Origin of the sequence: Streptomyces sp. NPDC014734 (genome assembly GCF_043083325.1) — a bacterium.
Taxonomy (GTDB): domain Bacteria; phylum Actinomycetota; class Actinomycetes; order Streptomycetales; family Streptomycetaceae; genus Streptomyces.
Genome location: NZ_JBIBYN010000007.1, coordinates 192,888 through 215,516, shown reverse-complemented (window position 1 = coordinate 215,516; position 22,629 = coordinate 192,888). Strand labels below are relative to the sequence as shown.

General features: G+C 70.6%; 18 protein-coding genes and 2 tRNA genes. 14 read left to right on the top strand and 6 right to left on the bottom strand.

Features of this window, described 5'->3' with window-relative positions; genetic code table 11:
- The first annotated feature begins 220 nt into the window (after window positions 1-220).
- Window positions 221-880, top strand: a complete 660-nt coding sequence (locus tag ACF1CT_RS14450; protein ID WP_391784132.1) for a histidine phosphatase family protein — start codon at window positions 221-223, stop codon at window positions 878-880.
- Window positions 881-911: 31 nt separating this feature from the next.
- Here ACF1CT_RS14450 and ACF1CT_RS14445 read toward each other — a convergent pair whose 3' ends face one another.
- A complete protein-coding gene (locus tag ACF1CT_RS14445) occupies window positions 912-2,378 on the bottom strand; it encodes an amino acid permease (protein ID WP_391784131.1) in 1,467 nt (488 codons plus the stop codon).
- Between the two features lie 473 nt (window positions 2,379-2,851).
- On the opposite strand from ACF1CT_RS14445, the gene ACF1CT_RS14440 reads away from it, so the two are divergent.
- Window positions 2,852-3,445, top strand: a complete 594-nt coding sequence (locus ACF1CT_RS14440) for a biotin transporter BioY (RefSeq protein ID WP_391784130.1) — start codon at window positions 2,852-2,854, stop codon at window positions 3,443-3,445.
- 187 nt (window positions 3,446-3,632) lie between these two features.
- On the opposite strand, the gene ACF1CT_RS14435 is transcribed toward ACF1CT_RS14440, so the two are convergent.
- Window positions 3,633-5,126, bottom strand: coding sequence for an amino acid permease (locus ACF1CT_RS14435; RefSeq protein WP_391784129.1), 1,494 nt, complete (start codon window positions 5,124-5,126; stop codon window positions 3,633-3,635).
- A 455-nt stretch (window positions 5,127-5,581) separates the two neighbouring features.
- Between ACF1CT_RS14435 and ACF1CT_RS14430 the strand changes: the two genes are divergently transcribed.
- Window positions 5,582-6,070 (top strand): ribose-5-phosphate isomerase, encoded by a 489-nt coding sequence (locus ACF1CT_RS14430; protein ID WP_391784128.1) that lies wholly within the window; start codon window positions 5,582-5,584, stop codon window positions 6,068-6,070.
- A gap of 91 nt (window positions 6,071-6,161) precedes the next feature.
- Window positions 6,162-6,971 carry an Fpg/Nei family DNA glycosylase gene (locus ACF1CT_RS14425; RefSeq protein WP_391784127.1) on the top strand — a complete coding sequence of 270 codons (810 nt, stop codon included), beginning with the start codon at window positions 6,162-6,164 and terminating at the stop codon, window positions 6,969-6,971.
- Between the two features lie 52 nt (window positions 6,972-7,023).
- Here ACF1CT_RS14425 and ACF1CT_RS14420 read toward each other — a convergent pair whose 3' ends face one another.
- Window positions 7,024-8,256 (bottom strand): GNAT family N-acetyltransferase, encoded by a 1,233-nt coding sequence (locus tag ACF1CT_RS14420; protein ID WP_391784126.1) that lies wholly within the window; start codon window positions 8,254-8,256, stop codon window positions 7,024-7,026.
- Window positions 8,257-8,360: 104 nt separating this feature from the next.
- Between ACF1CT_RS14420 and ACF1CT_RS14415 the strand changes: the two genes are divergently transcribed.
- Window positions 8,361-9,506, top strand: a complete 1,146-nt coding sequence (locus ACF1CT_RS14415; protein ID WP_391784125.1) for a PP2C family protein-serine/threonine phosphatase — start codon at window positions 8,361-8,363, stop codon at window positions 9,504-9,506.
- A 213-nt stretch (window positions 9,507-9,719) separates the two neighbouring features.
- On the opposite strand, the gene ACF1CT_RS14410 is transcribed toward ACF1CT_RS14415, so the two are convergent.
- Window positions 9,720-10,922, bottom strand: a complete 1,203-nt coding sequence (locus tag ACF1CT_RS14410) for a cation:proton antiporter (protein WP_391784224.1) — start codon at window positions 10,920-10,922, stop codon at window positions 9,720-9,722.
- A gap of 434 nt (window positions 10,923-11,356) precedes the next feature.
- Here ACF1CT_RS14410 and ACF1CT_RS14405 point away from each other — a divergent pair, with 434 nt between their 5' ends.
- From ACF1CT_RS14405 to ACF1CT_RS14395, 3 genes are all read left to right on the top strand, one after another.
- Window positions 11,357-12,217: an ABC transporter ATP-binding protein gene (locus ACF1CT_RS14405; protein ID WP_391784124.1), complete on the top strand. Its 861-nt coding sequence runs from the start codon at window positions 11,357-11,359 to the stop codon at window positions 12,215-12,217.
- Window positions 12,217-14,697 carry an FtsX-like permease family protein gene (locus ACF1CT_RS14400; RefSeq protein ID WP_391784123.1) on the top strand — a complete coding sequence of 827 codons (2,481 nt, stop codon included), beginning with the start codon at window positions 12,217-12,219 and terminating at the stop codon, window positions 14,695-14,697. The genes ACF1CT_RS14405 and ACF1CT_RS14400 overlap by 1 nt, the downstream gene beginning before the upstream one ends.
- Before the next feature lie 85 nt (window positions 14,698-14,782).
- On the top strand, window positions 14,783-15,289 hold the full coding sequence (locus ACF1CT_RS14395) for an HD domain-containing protein (protein ID WP_391784122.1): 507 nt from the start codon (window positions 14,783-14,785) through the stop codon (window positions 15,287-15,289).
- A gap of 138 nt (window positions 15,290-15,427) precedes the next feature.
- Here ACF1CT_RS14395 and ACF1CT_RS14390 read toward each other — a convergent pair whose 3' ends face one another.
- Entirely contained in the window at window positions 15,428-16,582 is a 1,155-nt protein-coding gene (locus tag ACF1CT_RS14390) for an acyltransferase family protein (RefSeq protein ID WP_391784121.1), read from the bottom strand.
- A 487-nt stretch (window positions 16,583-17,069) separates the two neighbouring features.
- Between ACF1CT_RS14390 and ACF1CT_RS14385 the strand changes: the two genes are divergently transcribed.
- On the top strand, window positions 17,070-17,264 hold the full coding sequence (locus ACF1CT_RS14385) for a hypothetical protein (RefSeq protein ID WP_391784120.1): 195 nt from the start codon (window positions 17,070-17,072) through the stop codon (window positions 17,262-17,264).
- Window positions 17,265-17,490: 226 nt separating this feature from the next.
- Here ACF1CT_RS14385 and ACF1CT_RS14380 read toward each other — a convergent pair.
- Window positions 17,491-17,564 (bottom strand) — tRNA-Gly (locus ACF1CT_RS14380).
- Window positions 17,565-17,741: 177 nt separating this feature from the next.
- Here ACF1CT_RS14380 and ACF1CT_RS14375 point away from each other — a divergent pair.
- The 5 genes from ACF1CT_RS14375 to clpX all read left to right on the top strand — a co-directional run bounded on the left by ACF1CT_RS14375 (window position 17,742) and on the right by clpX (window position 22,615).
- Window positions 17,742-17,818 (top strand) — tRNA-Pro (locus ACF1CT_RS14375).
- Between the two features lie 262 nt (window positions 17,819-18,080).
- The gene (gene tig, locus ACF1CT_RS14370) at window positions 18,081-19,502 is read left to right on the top strand and encodes a trigger factor (RefSeq protein WP_391784119.1); all 1,422 of its coding nucleotides are present in this window, start codon (window positions 18,081-18,083) and stop codon (window positions 19,500-19,502) included.
- A 289-nt stretch (window positions 19,503-19,791) separates the two neighbouring features.
- Entirely contained in the window at window positions 19,792-20,397 is a 606-nt protein-coding gene (locus ACF1CT_RS14365; RefSeq protein ID WP_391784223.1) for an ATP-dependent Clp protease proteolytic subunit, read from the top strand.
- 79 nt (window positions 20,398-20,476) lie between these two features.
- Window positions 20,477-21,160, top strand: coding sequence for an ATP-dependent Clp protease proteolytic subunit (locus tag ACF1CT_RS14360; RefSeq protein ID WP_391784118.1), 684 nt, complete (start codon window positions 20,477-20,479; stop codon window positions 21,158-21,160).
- A 156-nt stretch (window positions 21,161-21,316) separates the two neighbouring features.
- Window positions 21,317-22,615, top strand: coding sequence for an ATP-dependent Clp protease ATP-binding subunit ClpX (clpX, locus tag ACF1CT_RS14355; protein ID WP_391784117.1), 1,299 nt, complete (start codon window positions 21,317-21,319; stop codon window positions 22,613-22,615).
- The last annotated feature ends 14 nt before the right edge of the window (window positions 22,616-22,629 follow it).

Here is a 22,629-nt window from a genome sequence, read left to right as displayed (position 1 = left end):
AACGTACGGGCCCTGAGGTGGGAAAATCGGGGCGTATGTGATCGATTGACCGCCGAATGAAAGCATGAACGGCGAGATCTTGGCGATTTCACGGCCAATCATGCTCATTTGGCATGGACTCTTCCGGGCGAGACGCCTGGCGTCCCCGCCCCCGTGCGGAGCGGCGCGGTCGGCTTCCCGGCCCGCCCGCCGCCCACGCCCGTACCCGAACGGAGACGTCATGACCGGGAGCCCGGCCCTGCTGCTGCTCGTCAGCCACGGGCAGACCGTCTGGCACGCGGAGAACCGCTACGCCGGGGTCAGCGACATCGCGCTCACCGACGAGGGGCGCCGCCAGGCCCGGCAACTGGGCGAGTGGGCGGCCCGGCATCCGGTCGACGCGATCTGGACGTCGCCGCTCCGCCGCGCGACCGAGACCGCCGAGCCCGCCTGCCGGGCCCTCGGACTTGTCCCGCGGCGCGAGCCCGATCTGCGGGAATGCGATTTCGGCGAGGTGGAGGGACGCACCTTCGCGGAGTTCGCGGCCGGGCATCCGGGGCGGGCCGAGGCATACCGTGCCGATCCGGTGGTCCACCCCTTCCCCGGGGCCGAGGACCCCAGGACGGCAGCGGCCCGGGGGACGATGGCGCTGCGCCGGATCGCGCACGGACACCCGGGGCGACGGGTCCTCGTCGTCGCCCACAGCAGCCTGCTGCGGCTGGTGCTCTGCGAGCTGCTGTCCATTCCGCTGGGTTCCTACCGCCAGGTGTTCCCGAAGCTGCGGAACACGGCGATCAGTGAGGTGCGGATCGGCGAGCGGGGCGGCGAACTGCTCTCGCTCAACGTGCCGTGCGCCCCCGGTCCCTCCCGCCCCGCGATCGTGCCGGGCACGGGTTCCTGACGATGGCCGCGCGGCGCCGGAGACGCCGGCCTCAGCCCCTGACGGCCGCCGCCCGCCGCTGCCGTACGACACCGACGGCGATCAGTACGACGGTAAGGGCGCCGGTCGCCATCAACTGGTCACGGGTGCCGGGCTGGAACAGCATCAGGACGAAGATCCCGGCCATCGCCGTCATCGCCAGCACGGTCAGGTACGGGAAGAGCCACATCCGCACGACGAGCTTCTCCGGTGCCTCGCGCCGCAGTCGGCCGCGCAGGACCAACTGGGAGGCGGCGATGAAGATCCAGACGACGAGGATCACCGCGCCGATCATGTTGAGCAGCCACGGGAAGACGTCGTCGGGGCGCCAGTAGCTGAGCAGCACGCACAGGAAGCCGAACACGGACGAGACCAGGACGGCCGTGCGCGGGACGCCGGAGGAGATCCGGCCCAGGCGTCGCGGTCCCTGCCCCCGGGAGACCAGCGAACAGGCCATGCGCGAGGCGCCGTAGATGTTGGCGTTCATCGCGGACAGCAGGGCGACCAGGATCACCACGTTCATGATCTGCGCGGCACCGCCGATCCCGAGGCTGTCCAGGGCCGCGTAGAACGGACCGACATCCACGACTTCCGGGTCGTCCCACGGCACCAGCGTCACCACGACCGCCATCGAGCCGACGTAGAACAGCGCGATCCGCCACATCGCGGTCCGCACCGCCCCGGCGACGCCCCGTACCGGATTCTCGGACTCGGCGGCGGCGATGGTGACGGTCTCCAGACCGCCGTACGCGAAGACCGAGGCGAGCAGTCCGATCACCAGTCCCTCGCCGCCGTTCGGCAGGAAGCCGCCCTCGCCGCCGAGATGGGTGAGGCCGGGGGCGTCCGTGCCGGGCAGCACGCCGAGGATCGCCAGCACGCCCAGGACCAGGAAGAGGGTGATCGCCGCGACCTTGAGCGCGGCGAACCAGAACTCGAACTCGCCGAACTTCGTCACCGAGGCCAGGTTCGCGCCCAGGAAGACCACCATGAACAGCGCGACCCAGGCCCACTCCGGCGTACCGGGCAGCCATCCGGTGACGATCTTCGCGGCGCCGATGCCCTCCAGCCCGACGGCGACGCAGAGCAGCACCCAGAAGGCCCAGCCCACGGTGAACCCCGCCCACGGCCCGATCGCCCGTTCGGCGTGCACGGAGAAGGAGCCGGACGCCGGGTTCGCGGCCGACATCTCGCCGAGCATCCGCATCACGAGCATCACCAGCAGTCCGGAGACGGCGTACGCGACGATGATCGAGGGTCCGGCGGCGGCGATACCGGCTCCGGAGCCGACGAAGAGCCCGGCGCCGATGACACCGCCGAGGGCGATCATCGAGAGATGGCGCTGTTTGAGCCCGTGGGTGAGGGCCGAGTCGGCACCGGCGGCGGGGCCCGGGGCGGGATCCGTGGCGGGGGAGCCGGACGAGGGGGCGACCGGAGAGTCGGCCGCGGAGTCGGTGGGGGGAGACGCGGGGTTCCGGGACATGGACGAGCTCTGTTCGGTAGGGGAAGACGTGGGGGGACGCGGCGAGACGCGGGGGAGCTGGGGAAGGGACGAACGGGGTGGGGGCGGGCGGTCGATGCCTGCGCGCACAGTCTGGGCACGCACCCCGTTCATGAGGAACCGCCGTCCGCTATACGGGCACGATGCTCACACAAGGTGCACATCCGGGCACATCGTGACGCCGGGAAATGCCCTCCATGAGTCGGCGCGCCGAATTTGGCGGGAACCTACAGTTCTTCCGAGGGGTGGCCAGGAGGGAAACCTGAGGCGATCAGCCCTCACCGCCGTGACGAGCGTCACGCCGTCGTGTGATTGTCCGACGCTCTTTGTATGGACCCGACCAAGGCCCCGACCGCCGCTTTGTGAGCCGCTGACGGTGATCGACCGTTAACCCGTGGGCTAACGTCGGGTCCAGTCTGTCCCCACCTGCCCTCCCTCACCCCCGCGGAGTCCCGATGAGCACTGCTGCCGCCCCTGCCCGTACCGGAGCGGTCCTCGCCGACCTGCTGCCCGCCGCCCGCCACCGTTACGCCGTCGACACGGCCCTGGTCCTCGGTGGCGCCGCGCTCACCGGGATCGCCGCCCAGATAGCCGTCCCGGTCCCCGGCTCCCCGGTTCCGGTCACCGGTCAGACCTTCGCCGCGCTCCTCGTCGGCACCGCGCTGGGCGCCCGCCGCGGCGCCCTCTCCCTCGCCGTGTACGCGCTCGTCGGCATGGCCGGCGTGCCGTGGTTCTCCGAGGCCAGGTCCGGCATGGACTTCCCGTCGTTCGGCTACGTTCTCGGCATGCTGCTCGCCGCCGCCGTCGTCGGTGGCCTCGCCCGGCGCGGCGGAGACCGCTCCGTGCTGCGCACCGCGGGCACGATGGTGCTGGGCTCCGCGATCATCTACGCGGTCGGCGTCCCGTACCTCGCGCTGTCCACGGGCATGTCGCTGAGCGCGGCCGTCGCGGCCGGTCTTGTGCCGTTCCTGCTCGGTGACGCGCTGAAGGCGGCCCTCGCGATGGGCGCGCTGCCGACGGCGTGGAAGCTGGCCGGTCGCCGGGGCTGACCCCGCGCCCCCGCCGCACGTCGAAGAGGCTCGCCGGTCCCGTACCACGGACCGGCGAGCCTCCTTCGCGTTCGGGCCCCGGTTCGGCCGTGCGGTTCCCGGCTCGGATTTCCGGCTCGGACCCCCGGCTCGGCACCTCGGCTCAGCCGCGCGGTCTCCGGCTCGGACTCCCGGTCCGGGCCCGGGCTCAGCCGCGCGGGTCCCGTGCGGAACCTCCGGACACGGCCTTCCGCCGCCGTGTCCCGCGCACCAGCGAGACCGCCACCACCAGCGCCGCGACCAGCAACGAGAGCAACACCTGCTCGCGCCCGCCGGGGTCGGTCAGCATGTACACCAGGACGAACGTGATCATCGCGATGGTCGCCCAGGTCAGATACGGGAAGAACCACATTCGCACGGTCAGCTGCTCCGGCGACTCGCGCAGGATGATGCCCCGCATCCGCAACTGGCTGAAACAGATGACCAGCCAGACGAACAGCGCGACCGCGCCGGACGAGTTCAGCAGGAACTGGAAGACGGTGTCGGGCCACCGGTAGTTGAAGAACACGGCGACGAACCCGAAGACGACCGAGGACAGGATGGCGGCCCGCGGCACGCCCCGCCCGTTCACCCGGGCGAACGCCCTCGGCGCGTCCCCGCGCTCGCCGAGCGAGAAGGCCATCCGCGAGGCGGTGTAGAGGCCGGAGTTCAGACAGGACAGCACGGCCGTCAGCACGATGACGTTCATGACCTGCCCGGAGTGCGGGATGCCGATGGAGTTCAGGGCGGCGACGTAGCTGCCGTCCTTCACGATCGACGCGTCGTTCCACGGCAGCAGGGTGAGCACGACGAGGATCGAGCCCAGGTAGAAGACGGCGATCCGCCAGATCACGCTGTTGGTGGCCCTGCGGACGGCGCGCTGCGGATTCTGCGACTCGCCCGCGGCGAGGGTGACGATCTCGCTGCCCATGAAGGAGAAGACCACCATCAGCACGCCGGTGAGGACGGCGCCCGGCCCCTCGGGGAAGAAGCCGCCGGTGTCGGTGAGATGGGCGAAGCCGGAGCCGGGGTTGTCCGAGCCCGGCAGCACCCCGAAGACGGCGAGCAGCCCGACGGCCACGAACGCGCCGATCGCCACGACCTTGATCCCGGCGAACCAGAACTCGAATTCCCCGTACGAACCGACCGAGACCAGGTTCGTCGCGGTAAGGACCACCATCACGATCAGCGCCCACGCCCACTGCGGGACGGCCGGCACCCAGCCCTCCAGGATCTTGGCGCCGGCCGTCGCCTCGACGGCGAGCACCACGACCCAGAAGAACCAGTACAGCCAGCCGATCGAGAACCCGGCCCAGCGGCCCAGCGCCTGGTCGGCGTAGGCGGAGAAGGAACCCGAACTGGGGCGGGCCGCCGCCATCTCGCCGAGCATCCGCATCACGAGGACGACCATCATGCCGACCAGGGCGTACGACAGCAGGATCGCCGGTCCGGCGGCGGCGATACCGGCTCCGGAGCCGACGAAGAGCCCGGCGCCGATGACACCGCCGATGGCGATCATCGAGAGATGGCGGTTCTTGAGCCCCGCCCGCAGCCCCTCGGCGGACTGCGCCGGGTCCGCCCCGCCCGGCCCTCGGGACCCGTCGGGTTCGCCGGGCTTGTCGGGCCGTCGGTCCGGCCCGGTCAGAGTTGGCTGCGGCGTCATGGAATTCGAGTCCTTACGGTCTGGAGGGGCAAGAGGGGGAGTGAGCGGCGTCATGCGGCTTCGGATCCGAGGCGGAGGAGGGGACGGGGGCGGAGTCATCGCGATCGACGACAACGCGGGAGGCGGAGTCGCAGGGCGTCGCGAGCCCGCCCTCCCCTGCTCCCCGGCTCGTTACCCGTGCGGATCGCTCGTGCGCCCCGCCGCCGCGGATCGTCGCGGTGGGGAGCGCTCCGGGGAAGCTTTCCGGACACCGGAATCGGAACCCTTTGTTCCCGAACCATTGACAGGATCGTCTCCCCGCGGTGTCGTCCGCACAGGGCCTGCACACGGACTCCACACCGGCACGGACCCGGTCGGGCGGTGACACGGACGCGCCGTTCCCGGCCGGGCGGTCCGGCCGGAGGGGCCGACCCCGATGACGGCTGCCGGGCCTCGCTCGTGCCACACTCGGACACATGCGCGTGTACCTCGGCTCGGACCATGCCGGCTATGAACTCAAGAACCACCTCGTCGAGTGGCTGAAGGCCCATGGCCACGAGCCCGTCGACTGCGGCCCCCACATCTACGACGCCCAGGACGACTACCCGCCGTTCTGCCTCCGCGCGGCCGAGCGGACGGCCGCCGACCCGGACGGCCTCGGCATCGTGATCGGCGGCTCCGGCAACGGCGAGCAGATCGCCGCCAACAAGGTCAAGGGCGTGCGTGCCGCGCTCGCCTGGAGCGAGCAGACCGCGGCCCTGGGCCGCGAGCACAACAACGCCAACGTGGTCGCCATCGGTGGCCGGATGCACTCGGTGGAGGAGTCCACCAAGTTCGTCGAGGTCTTCCTCGCCACCCCGTACTCCGGCGAGGAGCGCCACACCCGCCGCATCGAGATGCTGACCGCGTACGAGACGACCGGCGAGCTCCCGCCGATCCCGGCCCACCACCCGCAGCAGGACTGACCGACACCCGTCCCTGTGCCGCCGGTGCCCCCGGCGGCACAGCCATGTCGCCGTTCGCACCCGCACCACGCCAACGAGGAGAGCCGCCGCAGTGCCCGAGGGACACACCATCCACCGCCTCGCGGCGGACCACCGGGACAGGTTCGCCGGGCGGCCGGTGCGGGTCAGCAGCCCGCAGGGCAAGTTCTCCGACAGCGCCGCGCTGCTCGACGGCCGGGCCCTCACCGGCGTCGACGCCCACGGCAAGCACCTCTTCCTCGGCTTCGGGGACACCGGCTGGGTCCACATCCACCTGGGCCTCTTCGGCAAGCTCGGCTTCGGCGCGTCCCCCGCCCCGCCGCCCACCGACACGGTCCGGCTGCGTCTGGTGAACGACGACCACCACGCCGACCTGCGCGGCCCCACCACCTGTGCGCTGATCACCGAGCCGGAGAAGGGCGCGATACACGACCGCCTCGGCCCGGACCCGCTGCGGACCGACGAGGACGGCGAGCGCGCCTGGCGGCGGATCTCCCGCAGCCGTATCACCGTCGCGGCCCTGTTGATGGACCAGAAGGTCATCGCGGGGGTCGGCAACGTGTACCGCGCGGAGGTCCTGTTCCGGCACGGCATCGACCCGTACCGCCCGGGCAAGGACCTGCGGCGCGCGGAATGGGACGCGATCTGGGCCGATCTGGTGGTGCTGATGCGCGAGGGCGTACGGAACAACCGGATCGACACCGTCCGCCCCGAGCACATGCCGGAGGCGATGGGCCGCCCGCCGCGCGTCGACGACCACGGCGGCGAGGTGTACGTCTACCGCCGGGCCCGGCAGGGCTGCCACGTCTGCGGCGGCGAGATCCGCACCGCCGATCTCGCCGCCCGCAACCTCTTCTGGTGCCCGGACTGCCAGCGGGCCTGAGGAGCCCCGGCTCCGGCGCTCCGGGCCCGCCCCCTACCGCGTTTCCGGGCCCTCAGAACCCCTGCGGCAGCCACGGCGCGACGTCCGAGGCGAACGCCCGCGACGCCTCCGCCAGCGTGCCGGGCCGCAACTCCCGTACCCGCCCGGCCTTCGCCAGCGCGGTCAGGGACTCGCCGCCCAGGTAGGCCGAACCCAACTCCCGCACCGAGAGCGCGAGATCGGCGGGGTCCTCGGTCCGCCGGCAGGTCGCGGCGCCCTTCGCGTCAGCGGTGAGCCGCCAACGCCCCGCGTTCCAGGGGCAGAACGCGTCCTCCACCTCGAACACCACGTCCACCGGCGCCTGGTACGCCCGCGCCTCCAGCGCCGCCCCCAGCTCCACCAGCCGCACATGGAGCGAGTCCCGGATCTGGATGCCGCACCGCCGCACGTCCGACACCAGGTGCAGCACCGCGTCGTCGACCGGCCGGTTGCGTGCCTCGACGGTCGACGTCAGGTCGATGCCGAGGACGAACCGCCACAGCGCCGCGTACGCCGCCGGATCCAGCGCCGCCAGGTCACCGACCCGCACCGTGCCCTTGGGACCGGACATGTCCCACGTGGGCTTGATGCGATACGTCACATAGCCGACGACCTCGCCGTCCACCTCCGCCAGCACGCACTGCTGGGCCGAGCCGCCCTCCCGCGTGCTCACCGGGTCGATCATCGACTTCCGCTCCCAGCCGGGCCCGTGGGCCGGTGTGCCGGGGCGGCCGGCGACCAGCTGGTCGTACACGCCCTCGCACGCGGCCGTCGCCTCGTCCGGCTTCGCGTGGCGCAGCCGCACCGCGTCCGTGCCGTCCGGCACCGTCAGCCGCACCCGGTCCGAGTCGATCGTCAGGGACATCTGCCGGGTGGCCGCGCCGTACCCGAACCTGCCGTAGATCACCGGCTCGGACGCCGTCAGGACGGCGAGCGGCTCGCCGAGCGCCCGGACGTCGTCGAGCTGGCGGCGCATCATCGAGGTCAGCAGGCCGCGCCTGCGGTGCGTGGAGGCGACGCTCACCATCGTCACCCCGGCGGCGGGCACCAGCGCCCCGCCGGGAACGGCGACCCGGAAGCTGAACGCTCCCGAGGTGGCGACGACGTCGGAGCCGTCCCAGATGCCGATCGACCGCTCGTGCTCGGTCAGCTCTTCGACAAGCTCACGTTCTTCCGGTGGCTCCGCCACCCCGCCGAACGCGAGTTCCAGACACTCGAACCATTGGTTCCACTCGGACGGGCGCAGTACGCGGAGCTCGGTAGTCATGCCCCATGCCTACCAGGGGCGCAGCACCTGGTCGACCCGTTTTCGAACGCATTGTCATGGGGTCCCCCTGCACCTGACGGCCTCGGGTGGATAGGGTCCCCGCAATGGCCCGTCGCGCAGGAGCAGAGACGTACCCGGCCCGATTCAGGAAATCGGTGCACCGGGCGCGCGTCGCGCTGCGCAAATCCGGGGTCGACTACTTCCGCGGCGACGGGGCCGACTGGGTCGCCCTGGTCGGCCTGCTGCTCACCGTTCCGGCCATCACCTGCGCCACCCTGCTGGAGCCGCTGTGGTTCTCCCCGGCGGCGCTCGGCCTGCCCATCGTGGCGGGCGGTCTGCTGCTGCGGCCGGCGAGCCTGCTCGGCCTGTACGCGGCCGCCGCCGCTGCCCTGATCGTGGAGTCGCTGGGACTCGGCCCGTACCAGGACGGTCCGGGCACGGTGACGCCCGGCATCGTCCTGGTGGTCGCCGCCTGCGGCTTCTTCGGACTCGTCCTCGCCCAGTTCCGGGCCAGGGTCGGGGTGCCGTGGCGGCGCGGCAGCACCATGCTCTTCGACCTGCGCGAACGCATCCGGGTGCAGAGCGCCCTGCCCCGGCTGCCGCAGGGCTGGCACTGCGAGATGGCACTGCGCCCGGCGGGCGGTCAGTCCTTCTCCGGGGACTTCGTCGTCGCCGCCCGCACCAGCGGCGGCCGGACCCTGGAGGCCGTGCTCACCGATGTCTCCGGCAAAGGCATGGACGCGGGATCGCGCGCCCTGCTGCTGTCCGGGGCCTTCGGCGGGCTCCTCGGCTCGCTGCCGCCGCACGGTTTCCTCCCGGCGGCCAACGGCTATCTGCTGCGACAGGACTGGGACGAGGGGTTCGCCACCTCGATCCATCTGGTCCTGGACCTCGAATCGGGTGATTACGAGCTCTTCTCCGCCGGGCACCCGCCGGCCCTGCAACTCCACTCCGGCAGCGGCCGGTGGGAGGAGAAGGCCGCGGAGGGCCCACTGCTCGGGGTGTACGACGGGGCGCAGTTCGACGCCGTGAAGGGCTCGCTGGCCCCCGGTGACGTGCTGATGCTGTTCACCGACGGCCTGGTGGAGGCGTCCGACCGGGACATCGAGGAGGGCATCGACCGGTTGACCGGCGAGGCCGACCGCTATGTCGCCACCGGCTTCGAGGGCGCGGCCTGGCACCTGATCGAGGCGTGCGCCAAGGACGTCAACGACGACCGGGCGCTGCTGCTGTTGTCGCGCAGCGCCTGAGAGCCTGTCGGCTGACCTCCGGCCGGGCGCTGGGGCCGACGCGCACACCGTCCGGACCGTGTGCGCGTCCGTCGGGGGAAACCGCCGCTCGGGACGGGTACGGAGGCTTTCCGGGACGGGTACGGAGGCCGCTCGGGGAGGCTTTCGCACGGGGTGGTGCGGAAGCCTCCCCGAGCCGTGGACGAGGACCCGGCGGCCGGGTCGGCCGTGGCCTCAGGCCGGGACCGAGACCTGTTTCGTCCCGTCGCCGTTCCGGCTGTCATCGCCTTCACCCCGGTCCCGTCCGCCCGGCAGGAAGCGGGCCAGCCAGTGCGACCGTCCGGCGGCCAGCGGTGACAGGACCGCGAGGACGAGCACATAGCCGGCGATGAACGGCGGGAGCCGTTCGTCCAGGCCGGCGCCCGCGGCCATGGTGGCGAGGATCAGCGCGAACTCGCCGCGGGCCGTCAGGGTGGTGGAGATGTTCGCCGCGGCCTGCGAACCGAAGCCGTAGACCCGCGCCGAGACGATGCCGGAGAGCACGTTCATGGCCACGGTCAGCACCACGGCGGCCAGTACCGGCCACATCACGGCAGGCAGGTCACCGGGGTTGATGGACAGACCGAAGGCGAAGAAGAAGATCGCCCCGAAGGCGTCGCGCAGCGGGTGGACCAGTGTGAGGATGCGCTTGCCCGACGTCGTGCTGCCGAGCATCAGACCCACCATGAAGGCGCCGATCGCGTCCGCGACCCCGAACCACTCGGAGACCCCGGCCACGAAGACGGCGGCGCCGAGGAAGGAGATGACGAGGAGTTCGTCGTCCTTGGTGTGGATGACTTTGCTGATGAGTTTCGTGCCGAACCGGGCGGTGAGCGCCAGCAGCAGCAGGAAGGCGAACGCCTTGCCCCCGTCGAGCACCGCGGCGCCCAGACTGTCCGAGTGCGACAGGACCGGCTGCAGTCCGGCGAGGTAGAGGGCCAGGAAGATGTCGTCGACCACGATGATGCCCAGGATGGTCTTGGTCTCCGGGCTGGCCAGGCGCTTCGTGTCGACGAGGATCTTGGTCACGATGGCCGACGAGGAGATGCCGATGACCCCGGCCATGACCAGGGCCTCCGAGGTGCCCCAGCCCAGCGCGAAGCCGAAGCCGAGCCCGGCCCCCACGTTCAGCGCCAGATAGACGGAGCCCGCGACGAGCATCTTGCGGCCGCCGGCCTTGAGGTCGTCGAGATGGAATTCGAGGCCGAGGTAGAAGAGCAGCAGCACCAGGCCGAGCGCGGAGAGCATTTCCAGCTCGTGCGGATCGGCGACGAGCACGATGCCCGGGGTGTGCGGGCCGAGCAGGATCCCGGCCAGGATGAACAGGGGGATCGTCGGCAGTCCGATGCGGCTGCCGAAGCGGGCGAGGACGGCGGCGGCGAGGAAGGCGCCGCCCATGGCGATGAGCGTGTCTGCGTGTCCGATGAGCTTGATCCTTTGTTGGGTCAAGAGTGCGTCAAGGAAGCGTCAGTAATTAGTTTACCGAACGATTGACGTTGCAACTATGACGCCTCCGTTCCCGCTCCCGTTCCCGCCTCCGTTCCGCTCCGTCCCCGTTGTCGGCCGCGCTCCCGTCCCCGTTGTCGGTCGCGCCCGGGCGGGCCCTTCCACTCGGGCGCGACCGGCGCGCCCCGCCCTCGCGAGGCGGCCGTCCTGCCAGGACCCGAGAGGCCCGGCCCCCGGTCACGCCTGGGGTTTCCCCCACCCCTGATTCGCCAGCAGCCGCCATGGTCCACGCCCACCCGTGATCCGTACGTTCGAATCAACGGCCGGAAGAACCGGACGAGCAACGGGCCGGAAGACCGGTCGGCGAACAACGGAAGGCGGACACCATGGGGCTGCGACGCACCAAACAGGGCGCGCAGGAGCGGGACGGGCGGTACCCGGCGGACACCCACCGACGGCCCGGCCACACCGACTACGCGGTCGAACTGCGCGGCGTCCGACGGCAGTACGGCCGTGGCGGCTCGGCCGTGCACGCCCTGCGCGGCATCGACCTCGCCCTCCCGCGCGCGGGTTTCACCGCCGTCATGGGCCCCTCCGGCTCCGGAAAGTCGACCTTCCTGCAGTGCGCGGCCGGTCTCGACCGCCCCACCGCGGGCTCCGTCCGCCTCGGCGGCACCGAGATCACCGGGATGAACGAGAACCGGCTCACCGAACTGCGCCGCACCCGCCTCGGCTTCGTCTTCCAGGCGTTCAACCTGCTCCCGTCGCTCACCGTCGAGCAGAACGTCCTGCTGCCCATGCGCCTGGCCGGGCAGCGCACCGGTACCGCCCGCAGCCGCAGCGCCGCCGCCGAGATGCTCACCGCGGTCGGGCTCGGCGACAAGGGCGACCGGCGCCCCGGCCAGCTCTCCGGCGGCCAGCAGCAGCGCGTCGCCGTCGCCCGCGCACTCATCACCCGTCCTGACGTGATCTTCGCCGACGAACCCACCGGCGCACTCGACACCACCACCGCCGCCGAGATCCTCGGCCTGCTCCGACACGCGGTGGACAGCTTCGGCGCCACCGTCGTCATGGTCACCCACGACCCGACCGCAGCCGCCTGGGCCGATCAGGTCCTCTTCCTCGCCGACGGGGCGATCGAGGACCGCCTGCCGCGCTCCGGGGCCGCGCAGATCGCCGCCCGGCTGACCGCGCTGACCGCCCCGGTCACCTCGCACCCCCTCGCTCACGCAGGAGCAGCAGCCTGATGTTCGTCCCGCGCGTCCCCAACGGCCTCGCCCGCGCGGCCGTCCGCTTCAAACCCGCGTCGTTCGCCGGGACCTTCGTCGCCCTCCTGCTGGCAGCGGCGATCGTCTCCGCGTGCGGCATCCTGCTGGAGACCGGCCTGCGCGCCTCCGTGCCCGCGGAGCGCTACGCCAAGGCCCCCGTCGTGGTCGCCGCCGACCAGAAGGCCCACCTGACCATCGGCCGTGGCGAGGGCAGGGCCGACGTGGGCGCGCTCGTGCCCGACACCGCACGCCTCCCCGAATCCCTGGTCGGCAAGGCAGCCTCGGCGCCCGGCGCCGCCACCGCGATCGGCGACGTCGGCTACCCCGTGCGCCACGACGGCACCCCCCTCACCGCTCACGGCTGGGCCTCCACCGCCCTGACCGGCACCCGACTGCTCACCGGCGAAGCGCCCCGCACCGGCGAGGTCGTCGTCCCCACCGGAACCGGGGGCCGGATCGGCGACACCATCGTCCTCGACACCCCCGTGGGCGCGAAGAAGTTCCGGATCGCGGGCACCACCGCCGCCGACGCCACCGTCCGGTTCGACGACCACGAGGCCGTGCGGCTCTCCGGCCACCCCGGCCGGATCGACGCCATCGCCGTGCTCGCCGCACCGGGCACCACCCCCCGGGCCCTCGCCGACCAGGTGCGCGCGAGCATCGGAAACACCGCCGGGGCCCGGATCCACACCGGCGACGGCCGCGGCGGCGTCGAGGACCCGAACCTCGCGGGCGCCGAGGAACTCCTCATGGGGCTCGGCGGCTCCTTCGGCGGCATCGCCACCATGGTCGCCGTCTTCACCGCCGCCGGCACGGTCGCCCTCTCCGTCGGCCAGCGCGGCCGCGAGTTCGCCATGCTGCGCGCCATCGGGGCCACCCCCGGTCAACTGCGCCGCACCATCGCCACCGAATCCCTGCTCATCGCGCCACTGGCCGGGCTGCTCGGCTGCCTGCCCGGAACCGCCCTGGCCCACTGGTGGTTCGGACAGCTCCGGGACAAGGGCGCCATCCCCGAAGCCGTCGGCCTGCACGTGTCCGGACTGCCCATGGCCGCCGCCATCGCCGCCACCATGCTCACCGCGCTCGGCGCCGGGTACTTCGCGTCCCGCCGCCCCGCCAGGATCAAGCCCGGACTCGCCCTGGCCCAGTCCGCCGTGGAACAGCCGCCGTTCGGCTGGATCCGTACCCCGCTCGGCGTCGCCGCGCTCGTCGGCGGCATCGTCCTGGCCGGCATCGCGGGTGCCAACAGCGGAGAGGACGCGGCGAACGCCGCGCTCGGCGTCGTCATGCTCTTCATGCTCGCCGTCGGCCTGCTCGGCCCGCTGATCGCCCGGATCTGCGCCGCGGCCATCGGCCTCCCGCTGCGCGGCGCGGGTGCCGCCGGCTCACTGGCCGCCGCGAACTCCCGTGCGAACTCCCGACGACTCGCCTCCGCGATCACCCCGATCGTGCTCGCCATGGCCTTCGCCTCCACGCTCGTGTTCATGCAGACCAGCCAGGAACGGGTGGTCGCACACCAGCAGCGCGACGCCATCACCGCCGACCACATCGTCACCGCTCCCGCCGGACTGGCCTCCGACGCCACCGACCGGGCCGCGGACATCCCCGGTGTCTCCACCGCCGTCGGCCTGATCCGCACCTCCGTCCTGGTGCCCGTCGGCTCCGGCGACGAGCGCATGCTGCAGAGCAGCCCCGCCCAGGGCGTCATCGGCACCGGCGACGCACTGACCAAGGTCCAGGACCTCGACGTCCGGTCCGGTTCCCTCGGAGCACTGCGCCCCGGCACCGTGGCCATCGACACCACCCTCGCCGACTCCGCGGACCGGAGGACCGGCGACCGGCTCACGCTCCGCCTCCCGGACGGCACCGAGGCATCGCCGAAGATCGTCGCCGTCTACGGCCGCGGCCAGGGCACCAGCCTCGTCACCCTCCCGGCCGCCGACCTCAGAAGCCGTGTCACCGCGCCGTACGCCTCCGAACTGCTGGTGAGGTCCACCCCCGACGCCGTACGGGAACTCGCCGCGCTCGGCACCGTCACCGACGCCTCCGGCCATGCCGCCGCGCAGGACAGGGACCGCGAGTTCAGCGCCTGGGCCAACACCGTCATGGCCTCGGTCCTCGGCGGATTCGCCGCCGTCGCCGCCGCCAACACCCTCGTGATGACCGTCCTCGACCGCCGCCGCGAACTGACCATGCTCCGCCTCGTCGGCTCCACCCGGCGCCAGGTCCTGGGCATGATCCGCTGGGAGGCCCTGCTCGTCACCGTCGCCGGGGCCGGGCTCGGCACCGCCATCGCGCTGGCCACGCTGAACCCGATGATGAGGGGGCTCACCGGTGAATCCCCGTACATCCCGCCGATGCTGTACGGGACCTTCGTCGCCGCGACGGTCGTGCTCGGGCTCGCGGCCGCGCTGATCCCGGCCCGGGCGGCCCTGCGCGATCCGGCCGCCCGTCCCTGAGCGGACGCGGCAGCCGATCGGCCGTGGAATCAGGACGGCCGCCCGTCCGTGGAACGGGCCGGGCGGCCGTCCGTACAGTCGGGTCATGACCACGCCACACAGCAACCTCGAACTGGCCGAAATCGAGGCCATCGCCCGCGCGGCCCACGCCGATCAACGCGACAAGGCGGGGCGCCCGTACACCGAGCACCTCGCCGCCGTCGCCGACGGCGTCCGGGCCGGGGGAGGAAGCGACGACCAGATCGCCGCGGCCTGGCTGCACGACGCGGTCGAGGACGGGGTCCTGCCGGAGGAATGGCTGGTCGGCGCCGCGTTGCCGCAGCAGGTCAAGGACATGGTCCTCGCCGTCACCAGACGTGAGGGCGAGGACCTTTCCGCGTACACCCGCCGCATCCTCGCCACGCCGGGCGCCCTGCTCGTCAAGGAGTCCGATCTGGCGCACAACGCCGACCCGGCCCGCCTCGCCGTACTGGAACCGGCGACCCGTACCCGGCTGACCGAGAAGTATGCGCACGTGCGGCGGCTTCTCGGTCTCACCCCGGGGGAATCCCCCACTGAACGATCGATTCAAGCCAACACGGCGAAAGACTGACCGGAGGCCGGTCGGCGAGGTCCGGAGGCCGGTCCGCACGGGCGCGGCCCCGGCCCGCACGGTGCCGCGCAGGTCCGTGTGGGGCTCCGTGCCGGTCCGGGCGGACCCGCGCAGAGTCCACGGACGCCTCTGGGGGCTTCAGTGCCCCGCCGTGTCCCGTCGGAACGCCCAGTCCATCTCCGGCTCGGTGACCGGGCGCAGCACCCGCCGTACCGGCGGCGTGCACATCAAGGTCACCGCGCCGGCCGCGACCAGGGAGACGAGGACCAGGCCGACGGGCGCCGACAACCAGTCATTGGCGTCGAACACCCCGGTGTATCCGGCGCCCTTGACCAGGAATCCGTGCAGCAGATAGCCGCAGATCGTTCCGGCGCCGAGAACGGTGAACCAGGTGCGGCGGCGCGGAACCAGGGCCAGGAAGGCGATGGTGAGCAGCAGCGCGCAGCCGAACAGCAGCAGCGTCATCACCGCGCCGGACCACCACGGGGCGCCCATCTCCTGTGCGCTGTTGCTGCGGTAGAGCCAGCCCAGCTGCATCCGCGGCGCCACCCAGTACGCGGCCACCAGGGCCGCGGCGAAGACCACCGGTGCGGCCACGCGTACCTCGCGTCGGCGGACCAGTTCGAAATGTTCGGGCCTCAGCCGGAGTCCCAGCACGAAGAACGGCAGGAACTGCAACACCCGTTGAAGATCGAGATCGTCACCGATCGTCGGTGAGAAAGAGGCGAGCACGGCGATGGTCATCGCCACCGGAAACGGATGCCGCAGTGCCTGCCACAACGGAGTGGTGATCCGCCAGATGAACAGTGCGACCAGGAACCAGGTCAGATACCAGGGGTCGATCAGACTGATCGGATGATCGGGCGAGTCGTCCGCGTACCGTTTGAACAGTGAATAGGCCGTCTCGAACACCACATAGGGCACGGCGACGCCGGTGACCAGGCGTTTCATCTTGGCCGCGGACATGTCGAACGAGCGCGAGAAATACCCGGAGACGATGATGAACGCCGGCATGTGAAAGGTGTACGCGACCATGTAGAGCGCGCGTGTGGCCCGGCTTCCCTCCATCACCGGTTCCCATGCGTGCGCCATCGCGACCAGAACGATGGCGAGATATTTGACGTTGTCGAAGTACGCGTCCCGTTTCCTGGCCGGGACGGTTGTCGCGGGCTCGTTCCCCGCGGTCGCGGGCGGTGCCGCGGCGGAGGTCATCGGCTCTCGGTGTCTGGGCTCCGACTCCCGGGTCGCCGATGGGAGCGGGGCCCTCTGAAATCCGTTCGGAGCGTGGAACATTCAAAGCACCATAGACGCACCGATCGCAATTCGTAAAACCGTCGGCAGGTATTGAATGTTCGCGTCCAATCAAAAGCGAAACCGCGAACAACCGACCATTATGCCCGGATTCATCCCTCTTGAATGGGGCATAGTGGAGGGCGCCGCGGGGGGATCAATTTCATGGCGCGCAAGTCTGAGAATTGCATGTGAATCATGTGTGCGGATACGGAAACTTTCACGGCGATAGGTTGTTGTGATTTATCGACGCACAGCCCGCTCACAGAAACGCGGGGGAGGCGGCGGGGCGATTGCCTCCGCCGCCGGGTCGTGCGCCCCGGGCGCACGCGGGGTCGCACAAGCCATGAGGATGGCGCGATCCCGTCACGTCGGTCCGTCACGCAGCAGCGGTCACAGGGGAGTTGGTGGCACGATGGACGGGTCGGAGGGGTGCTCGGCAGCATGCCTCCGGGCCGGCAAGGCGGACCGACCGAAGGTGTGATCAGTTGTGGCCATTTCGCTGTCTGTGGTGCTGATGTTGGCGATCATCCTGGTGGTCATGATCCGAGGCGGTTCCATCAAGGCCGGGCCCGCGGTCGTCGCGGCGCTCTTCGGGTTCTTCCTGGCGTCGACGGGCATGGCGCCGACGATCCAGAAGTTCATGGACTCCATAGCGCACACCATCAACCAGATCAGCTTCTGATCGGTCTTCGATCGGCTTCCGATCGGCTTCTGACCCGCCCGGCGCCCATGCCGTGCGGGGAATCGGCCGTGGGCACGCGAGCGGTTCCCCGGACACGCCCTGCCGCGCCGCACCCGACCGTGCCGCGCCCGACCACCGTGCCCGCCCGTACTCGCGACGGAACGCGAAGGCCGGAGAGCGCAAAGAGCCCGGCTCGACGAGCAGTTCGTCGAACCGGGCCCAGGCATGGAGCGGGCGACGGGAATCGAACCCGCGTAGCTAGTTTGGAAGACTAGGGCTCTACCATTGAGCTACGCCCGCAAGCACCGCACCGCAGGTCCGGTGACCGGCGGCACGAGAAGCATCGTAGCGGGTCGCGGGCGCCGCCCGCACACCCGATCCGCGATCACGCCGTCGCGTTCCGTGCCGCTCGACGTGCCGCTCGCGCAAAGCGGCCGACGCACCGTCCGGCTGCATGTACCCTACGTGTCGCACCGACGGGGTGTGGCGCAGCTTGGTAGCGCGTCCGCTTTGGGAGCGGAAGGTCGTCGGTTCGAATCCGGCCACCCCGACCATCGGCACAACACGGACCCATTCGGCACGAACCGGCGGGAAACCGACGGGAACCGGCAGGAACGCGGACCCGTCCCACGGGGGCGGGGGCCCGCTCCGGCGGGATCACGACCACCGGCGAGAGCGCATTGTGGGACTCCGTCTCCTTGCCGTTACTATGCAAAATGCGTGCCCGTGTGTCTGATGTACCGGGCTCGGTCCGCGAAGCCGCCCCCCGTGCGGCGGAGCAGAACCCCAAGAAGTCAGCCACAAGGAGACCGAACCGTGAAGAGCGCCGTGGAGACCCTGAACCCGACCCGGGTTCGGCTCACTGTCGAGGTGCCCTTCGAGGAGCTCAAGGACAGCCTCGACGCGGCGTACAAGAAGATCAACCAGCAGGTCACGGTGAAGGGCTTCCGCAAGGGCAAGATCCCCTCGCGGGTCATCGACCAGCGGTTCGGCCGCGGTGCTGTGCTGGAGGAGGCCGTCAACGACGCGCTCCCGAAGTTCTACACCGAGGCCGTCAACGAGGGTGAGCTCAATGTCCTCGGTCAGCCCGAGGTCGACATCACCGAGCTGAAGGACGGCGAGCTGCTGGCCTTCACCGCCGAGGTTGACGTACGCCCCGAGATCGAGATTCCGGACTACTCCGGCATCGAGGTCACCGTCGACGCCCTTGAGGTCAGCGACGAGGACGTCGAGAAGGCCGTGGAGCAGCTGCGCGAGCGCTTCGCCTCCACCAACCCGGTCGAGCGCGCCGCCGCCGACGGCGACGTCGTGACGATCGACCTGGAGGCCAAGGTCGACGGCGAGGTCCTGGAGGACGGCGTGGCCGAGGGTGTCTCGTACACCATCGGTTCCGGCGAGCTGCTCGACGGCATCGACGCCGCCGTCACCGGCCTGGAGGCGGGTGGCGAGGCCACCTTCACCTCCGAGCTGAAGGGCGGCTCGGCCGCGGGCAAGGCGGCCGAGGTCACCGTCAAGGTGAGCGCCGTCGCCGCCCGTGAGCTCCCCGAGCTCGACGACGAGTTCGCCCAGATGGCGAGCGAGTTCGACACCCTCGACGAGCTGAAGGCGGACAGCCGCAAGCGCCTTGAGGACAGCAAGCAGTACGACCAGGCCACCCAGGCCCAGGAGCGCGTCCTGGACGAGCTGCTGAAGCTCGCCGAGATCCCGATCCCGGAGAAGCTGCTCGCGGACGAGGTCCAGACCCGCAAGCACAACCTGGAGCACCACCAGCTCGGCCAGATGGGCCTGACCCTCGACAAGTACCTGGAGATCCAGGGCAAGACCGCCGAGGAGTTCGAGACCGAGACGTCCGAGCAGGCCGTCAAGGGCATCAAGACCCAGTTCCTCCTCGACGAGATCGTCAACAAGGAGAAGCTGAACGTCAACCAGGAGGAGCTCACCGAGCACCTCATGCGCCGTGCCGCCTCCTCCGGCATGAGCCCCGACCAGTTCGCCCAGGCCGTCGTCGAGGGCGGCCAGGTGCCGATGCTCGTCGGCGAGGTCGCCCGGGGCAAGGCGCTGGCCGTGGTCGTCGAGGCCGCCAAGGTCGTCGACACCAACGGTGAGGTCGTCGACCTGGAGGACGAGGAGGAGGCCATCGAGACGGTCGAGGCCGCCGACGGTTCCGCCGAGGCCGTCGCCGACGCCGCGACCGAGGCCGCCGACAAGGCCGAGGCCGCGGAGAAGAACGAGGCCTGAGCCTCGCGCCATCCGTCGGACGGGCCCCGGACGCTGTGCGTCCGGGGCCCGTCCGCTTCGCCCCGTCGACCGGACCCGGTGGCCGGTGGCGTACGGTGGCCCACAACCCTTGTGCGGACTGCGGACCTTGCGCTCCCAGCGAACAGTTGGGGAAGCGGGATGGCGTTGTCCCACCTGCGCGTTAGGGTCCATGAATAGGAAGGGCAGGGGAGCCCCCGCCCACCCGGTACGAAGACGCTGAGACGGCCGGAGCCGTCAGAGACGAGCAGGTGGATACGTGACGAATCTGATGCCCTACGCCGCCGGAGAGCCGTCCCTCGGTGGAGGCCTCGGTGACCAGGTCTACAGCCGACTGCTCGGCGAACGCATCATCTTCCTCGGTCAGCAGGTCGACGATGAGATCGCCAACAAGATCACGGCGCAGCTGCTCCTTCTCGCCACCGAGCCGGACAAGGACATCTACCTCTACATCAACAGCCCCGGTGGTTCGGTGACGGCCGGCATGGCGGTCTACGACACCATGCAGTACATCCCGAACGACGTGGTCACCATCGGTATGGGCATGGCGGCCTCGATGGGCCAGTTCCTGCTGACCGGCGGCAGCGCGGGCAAGCGCTTCGCGCTCCCGAACACCGACATCCTCATGCACCAGGGTTCGGCCGGCATCGGCGGTACTGCCTCGGACATCAAGATCCAGGCCCAGTACCTGCTGCGTACCAAGCAGCGGATGGCGGAGATCACCGCCCGCCACTCCGGGCAGACGGTCGAGACGATCATCCGCGACGGCGACCGCGACCGCTGGTACACCGCGGAGGAGGCCAAGGAGTACGGCCTCATCGACGAGATCATCTCGATCGCATCGGGCGTTCCGGGCGGCGGCGGCACCGGCGCCTGATCCGGCACCCACCGGACCGGGCTCCTCGCCCCGCGCACCTCTCGTACGCCGAGACATCCAGCCACAGAACGCCACCAGGATGGTGAACACCCACATGAACAACTTCCCCGGCGCCTCCGCGAGCGGCCTCTACACCGGCCCGCAGGTGGACAACCGCTACATCGTGCCGCGCTTCGTGGAGCGCACCTCGCAGGGCGTGCGCGAGTACGACCCGTACGCGAAGCTCTTCGAGGAGCGCGTCATCTTCCTCGGCGTGCAGATCGACGACGCCTCGGCCAACGACGTCATGGCGCAGCTGCTCTGCCTGGAGTCGATGGACCCGGACCGCGACATCTCGATCTACATCAACAGCCCCGGCGGCTCGTTCACCGCGCTCACCGCGATCTACGACACGATGCAGTTCGTGAAGCCGGACATCCAGACCGTCTGCATGGGACAGGCCGCCTCGGCCGCGGCCGTGCTGCTCGCCGCCGGTACGCCCGGCAAGCGGATGGCGCTGCCCAACGCCCGCGTGCTGATCCACCAGCCGTCGTCCCAGACCGGCCGTGAGCAGCTCTCCGACCTGGAGATCGCGGCCAACGAGATCCTCCGGATGCGCACCCAGTTGGAGGAGCTGCTGGCCAAGCACTCCACCACGCCGCTGGAGAAGGTCCGCGACGACATCGAGCGCGACAAGATCCTGACCGCCGAGGAAGCCCTCGCCTACGGTCTCGTCGACCAGATCGTGTCGACCCGCAAGAGCGCGGCCGGAATGGCCGCCTGACGTCCGCCTTCACCCCTTGGCGCGAGGCGATCGCACGGCTTCGGCCGTGTGAACGTGCCAAGGGGGGCCCGAACGGGGGGCAAGGCAAGGTACCGTCGGATAGAGGCACCAGGAGCCGCTGAACCAAGCTGCTCCCAGGCGAAGGGGAAGCACCTCGTGGCACGCATCGGTGATGGCGGCGACCTGCTCAAGTGCTCGTTCTGCGGAAAGAGCCAGAAGCAGGTGAAGAAGCTCATCGCGGGACCCGGTGTGTACATCTGCGACGAGTGCATCGATCTCTGCAACGAGATCATCGAGGAGGAGCTCGCGGAGACCTCCGAGGTTCGGTGGGAGGAACTCCCCAAGCCCCGCGAGATCTACGAGTTCCTGGAGGGGTACGTCGTCGGGCAGGAGCCCGCGAAGAAGGCCCTCTCGGTCGCTGTGTACAACCACTACAAGCGGGTCCAGGCGGGTGAGAACGGCGGCGCGCAGGGCCGGGACGACGCCATCGAGCTCGCCAAGTCCAACATCCTGCTGCTGGGCCCCACCGGCTCCGGCAAGACGCTGCTCGCGCAGACCCTGGCCCGCATGCTCAACGTCCCGTTCGCCATCGCCGACGCGACGGCGCTGACGGAGGCCGGCTACGTCGGCGAGGACGTCGAGAACATCCTGCTGAAGCTGATCCAGGCCGCGGACTACGACGTCAAGAAGGCCGAGACCGGGATCATCTACATCGACGAGATCGACAAGGTCGCCCGCAAGAGCGAGAACCCGTCGATCACCCGCGATGTCTCCGGCGAGGGCGTCCAGCAGGCCCTGCTGAAGATCCTGGAGGGCACCACCGCCTCCGTCCCGCCGCAGGGCGGCCGGAAGCACCCGCACCAGGAGTTCATCCAGATCGACACGACGAACGTGCTGTTCATCGTGGGCGGTGCCTTCTCCGGTCTGGAGCGGATCATCGAGTCCCGGGCGGGCGCCAAGGGCATCGGCTTCGGCGCGACCATCCGCTCCAAGCGGGAGATCGAGGCGAGCGACCAGTTCCAGGAGGTCATGCCGGAGGACCTGGTGAAGTTCGGGATGATCCCGGAGTTCATCGGCCGGCTGCCCGTGCTCACCTCGGTCCACAACCTCGACCGCGAGGCACTGCTCCAGATCCTCGTCGAGCCGCGCAACGCGCTGGTGAAGCAGTACCAACGCCTTTTCGAACTCGACGGTGTGGAACTGGACTTCGACCGCCCGGCCCTGGAGGCCATCGCCGACCAGGCGATCCTGCGCGGCACCGGGGCGCGTGGCCTGCGGGCCATCATGGAGGAGGTCCTCCAGTCGGTGATGTACGAGGTCCCGTCCCGCAAGGACGTCGCCCGCGTCGTCATCACCGCGGACGTCGTCCGCGACAACGTGAACCCCACGCTGGTCCCGCGCGAGCCGCGCACGATCGGCAAGAACGACGGCGGCAGGCACGAGAAGTCGGCCTGAGGGCGGAAGCGACG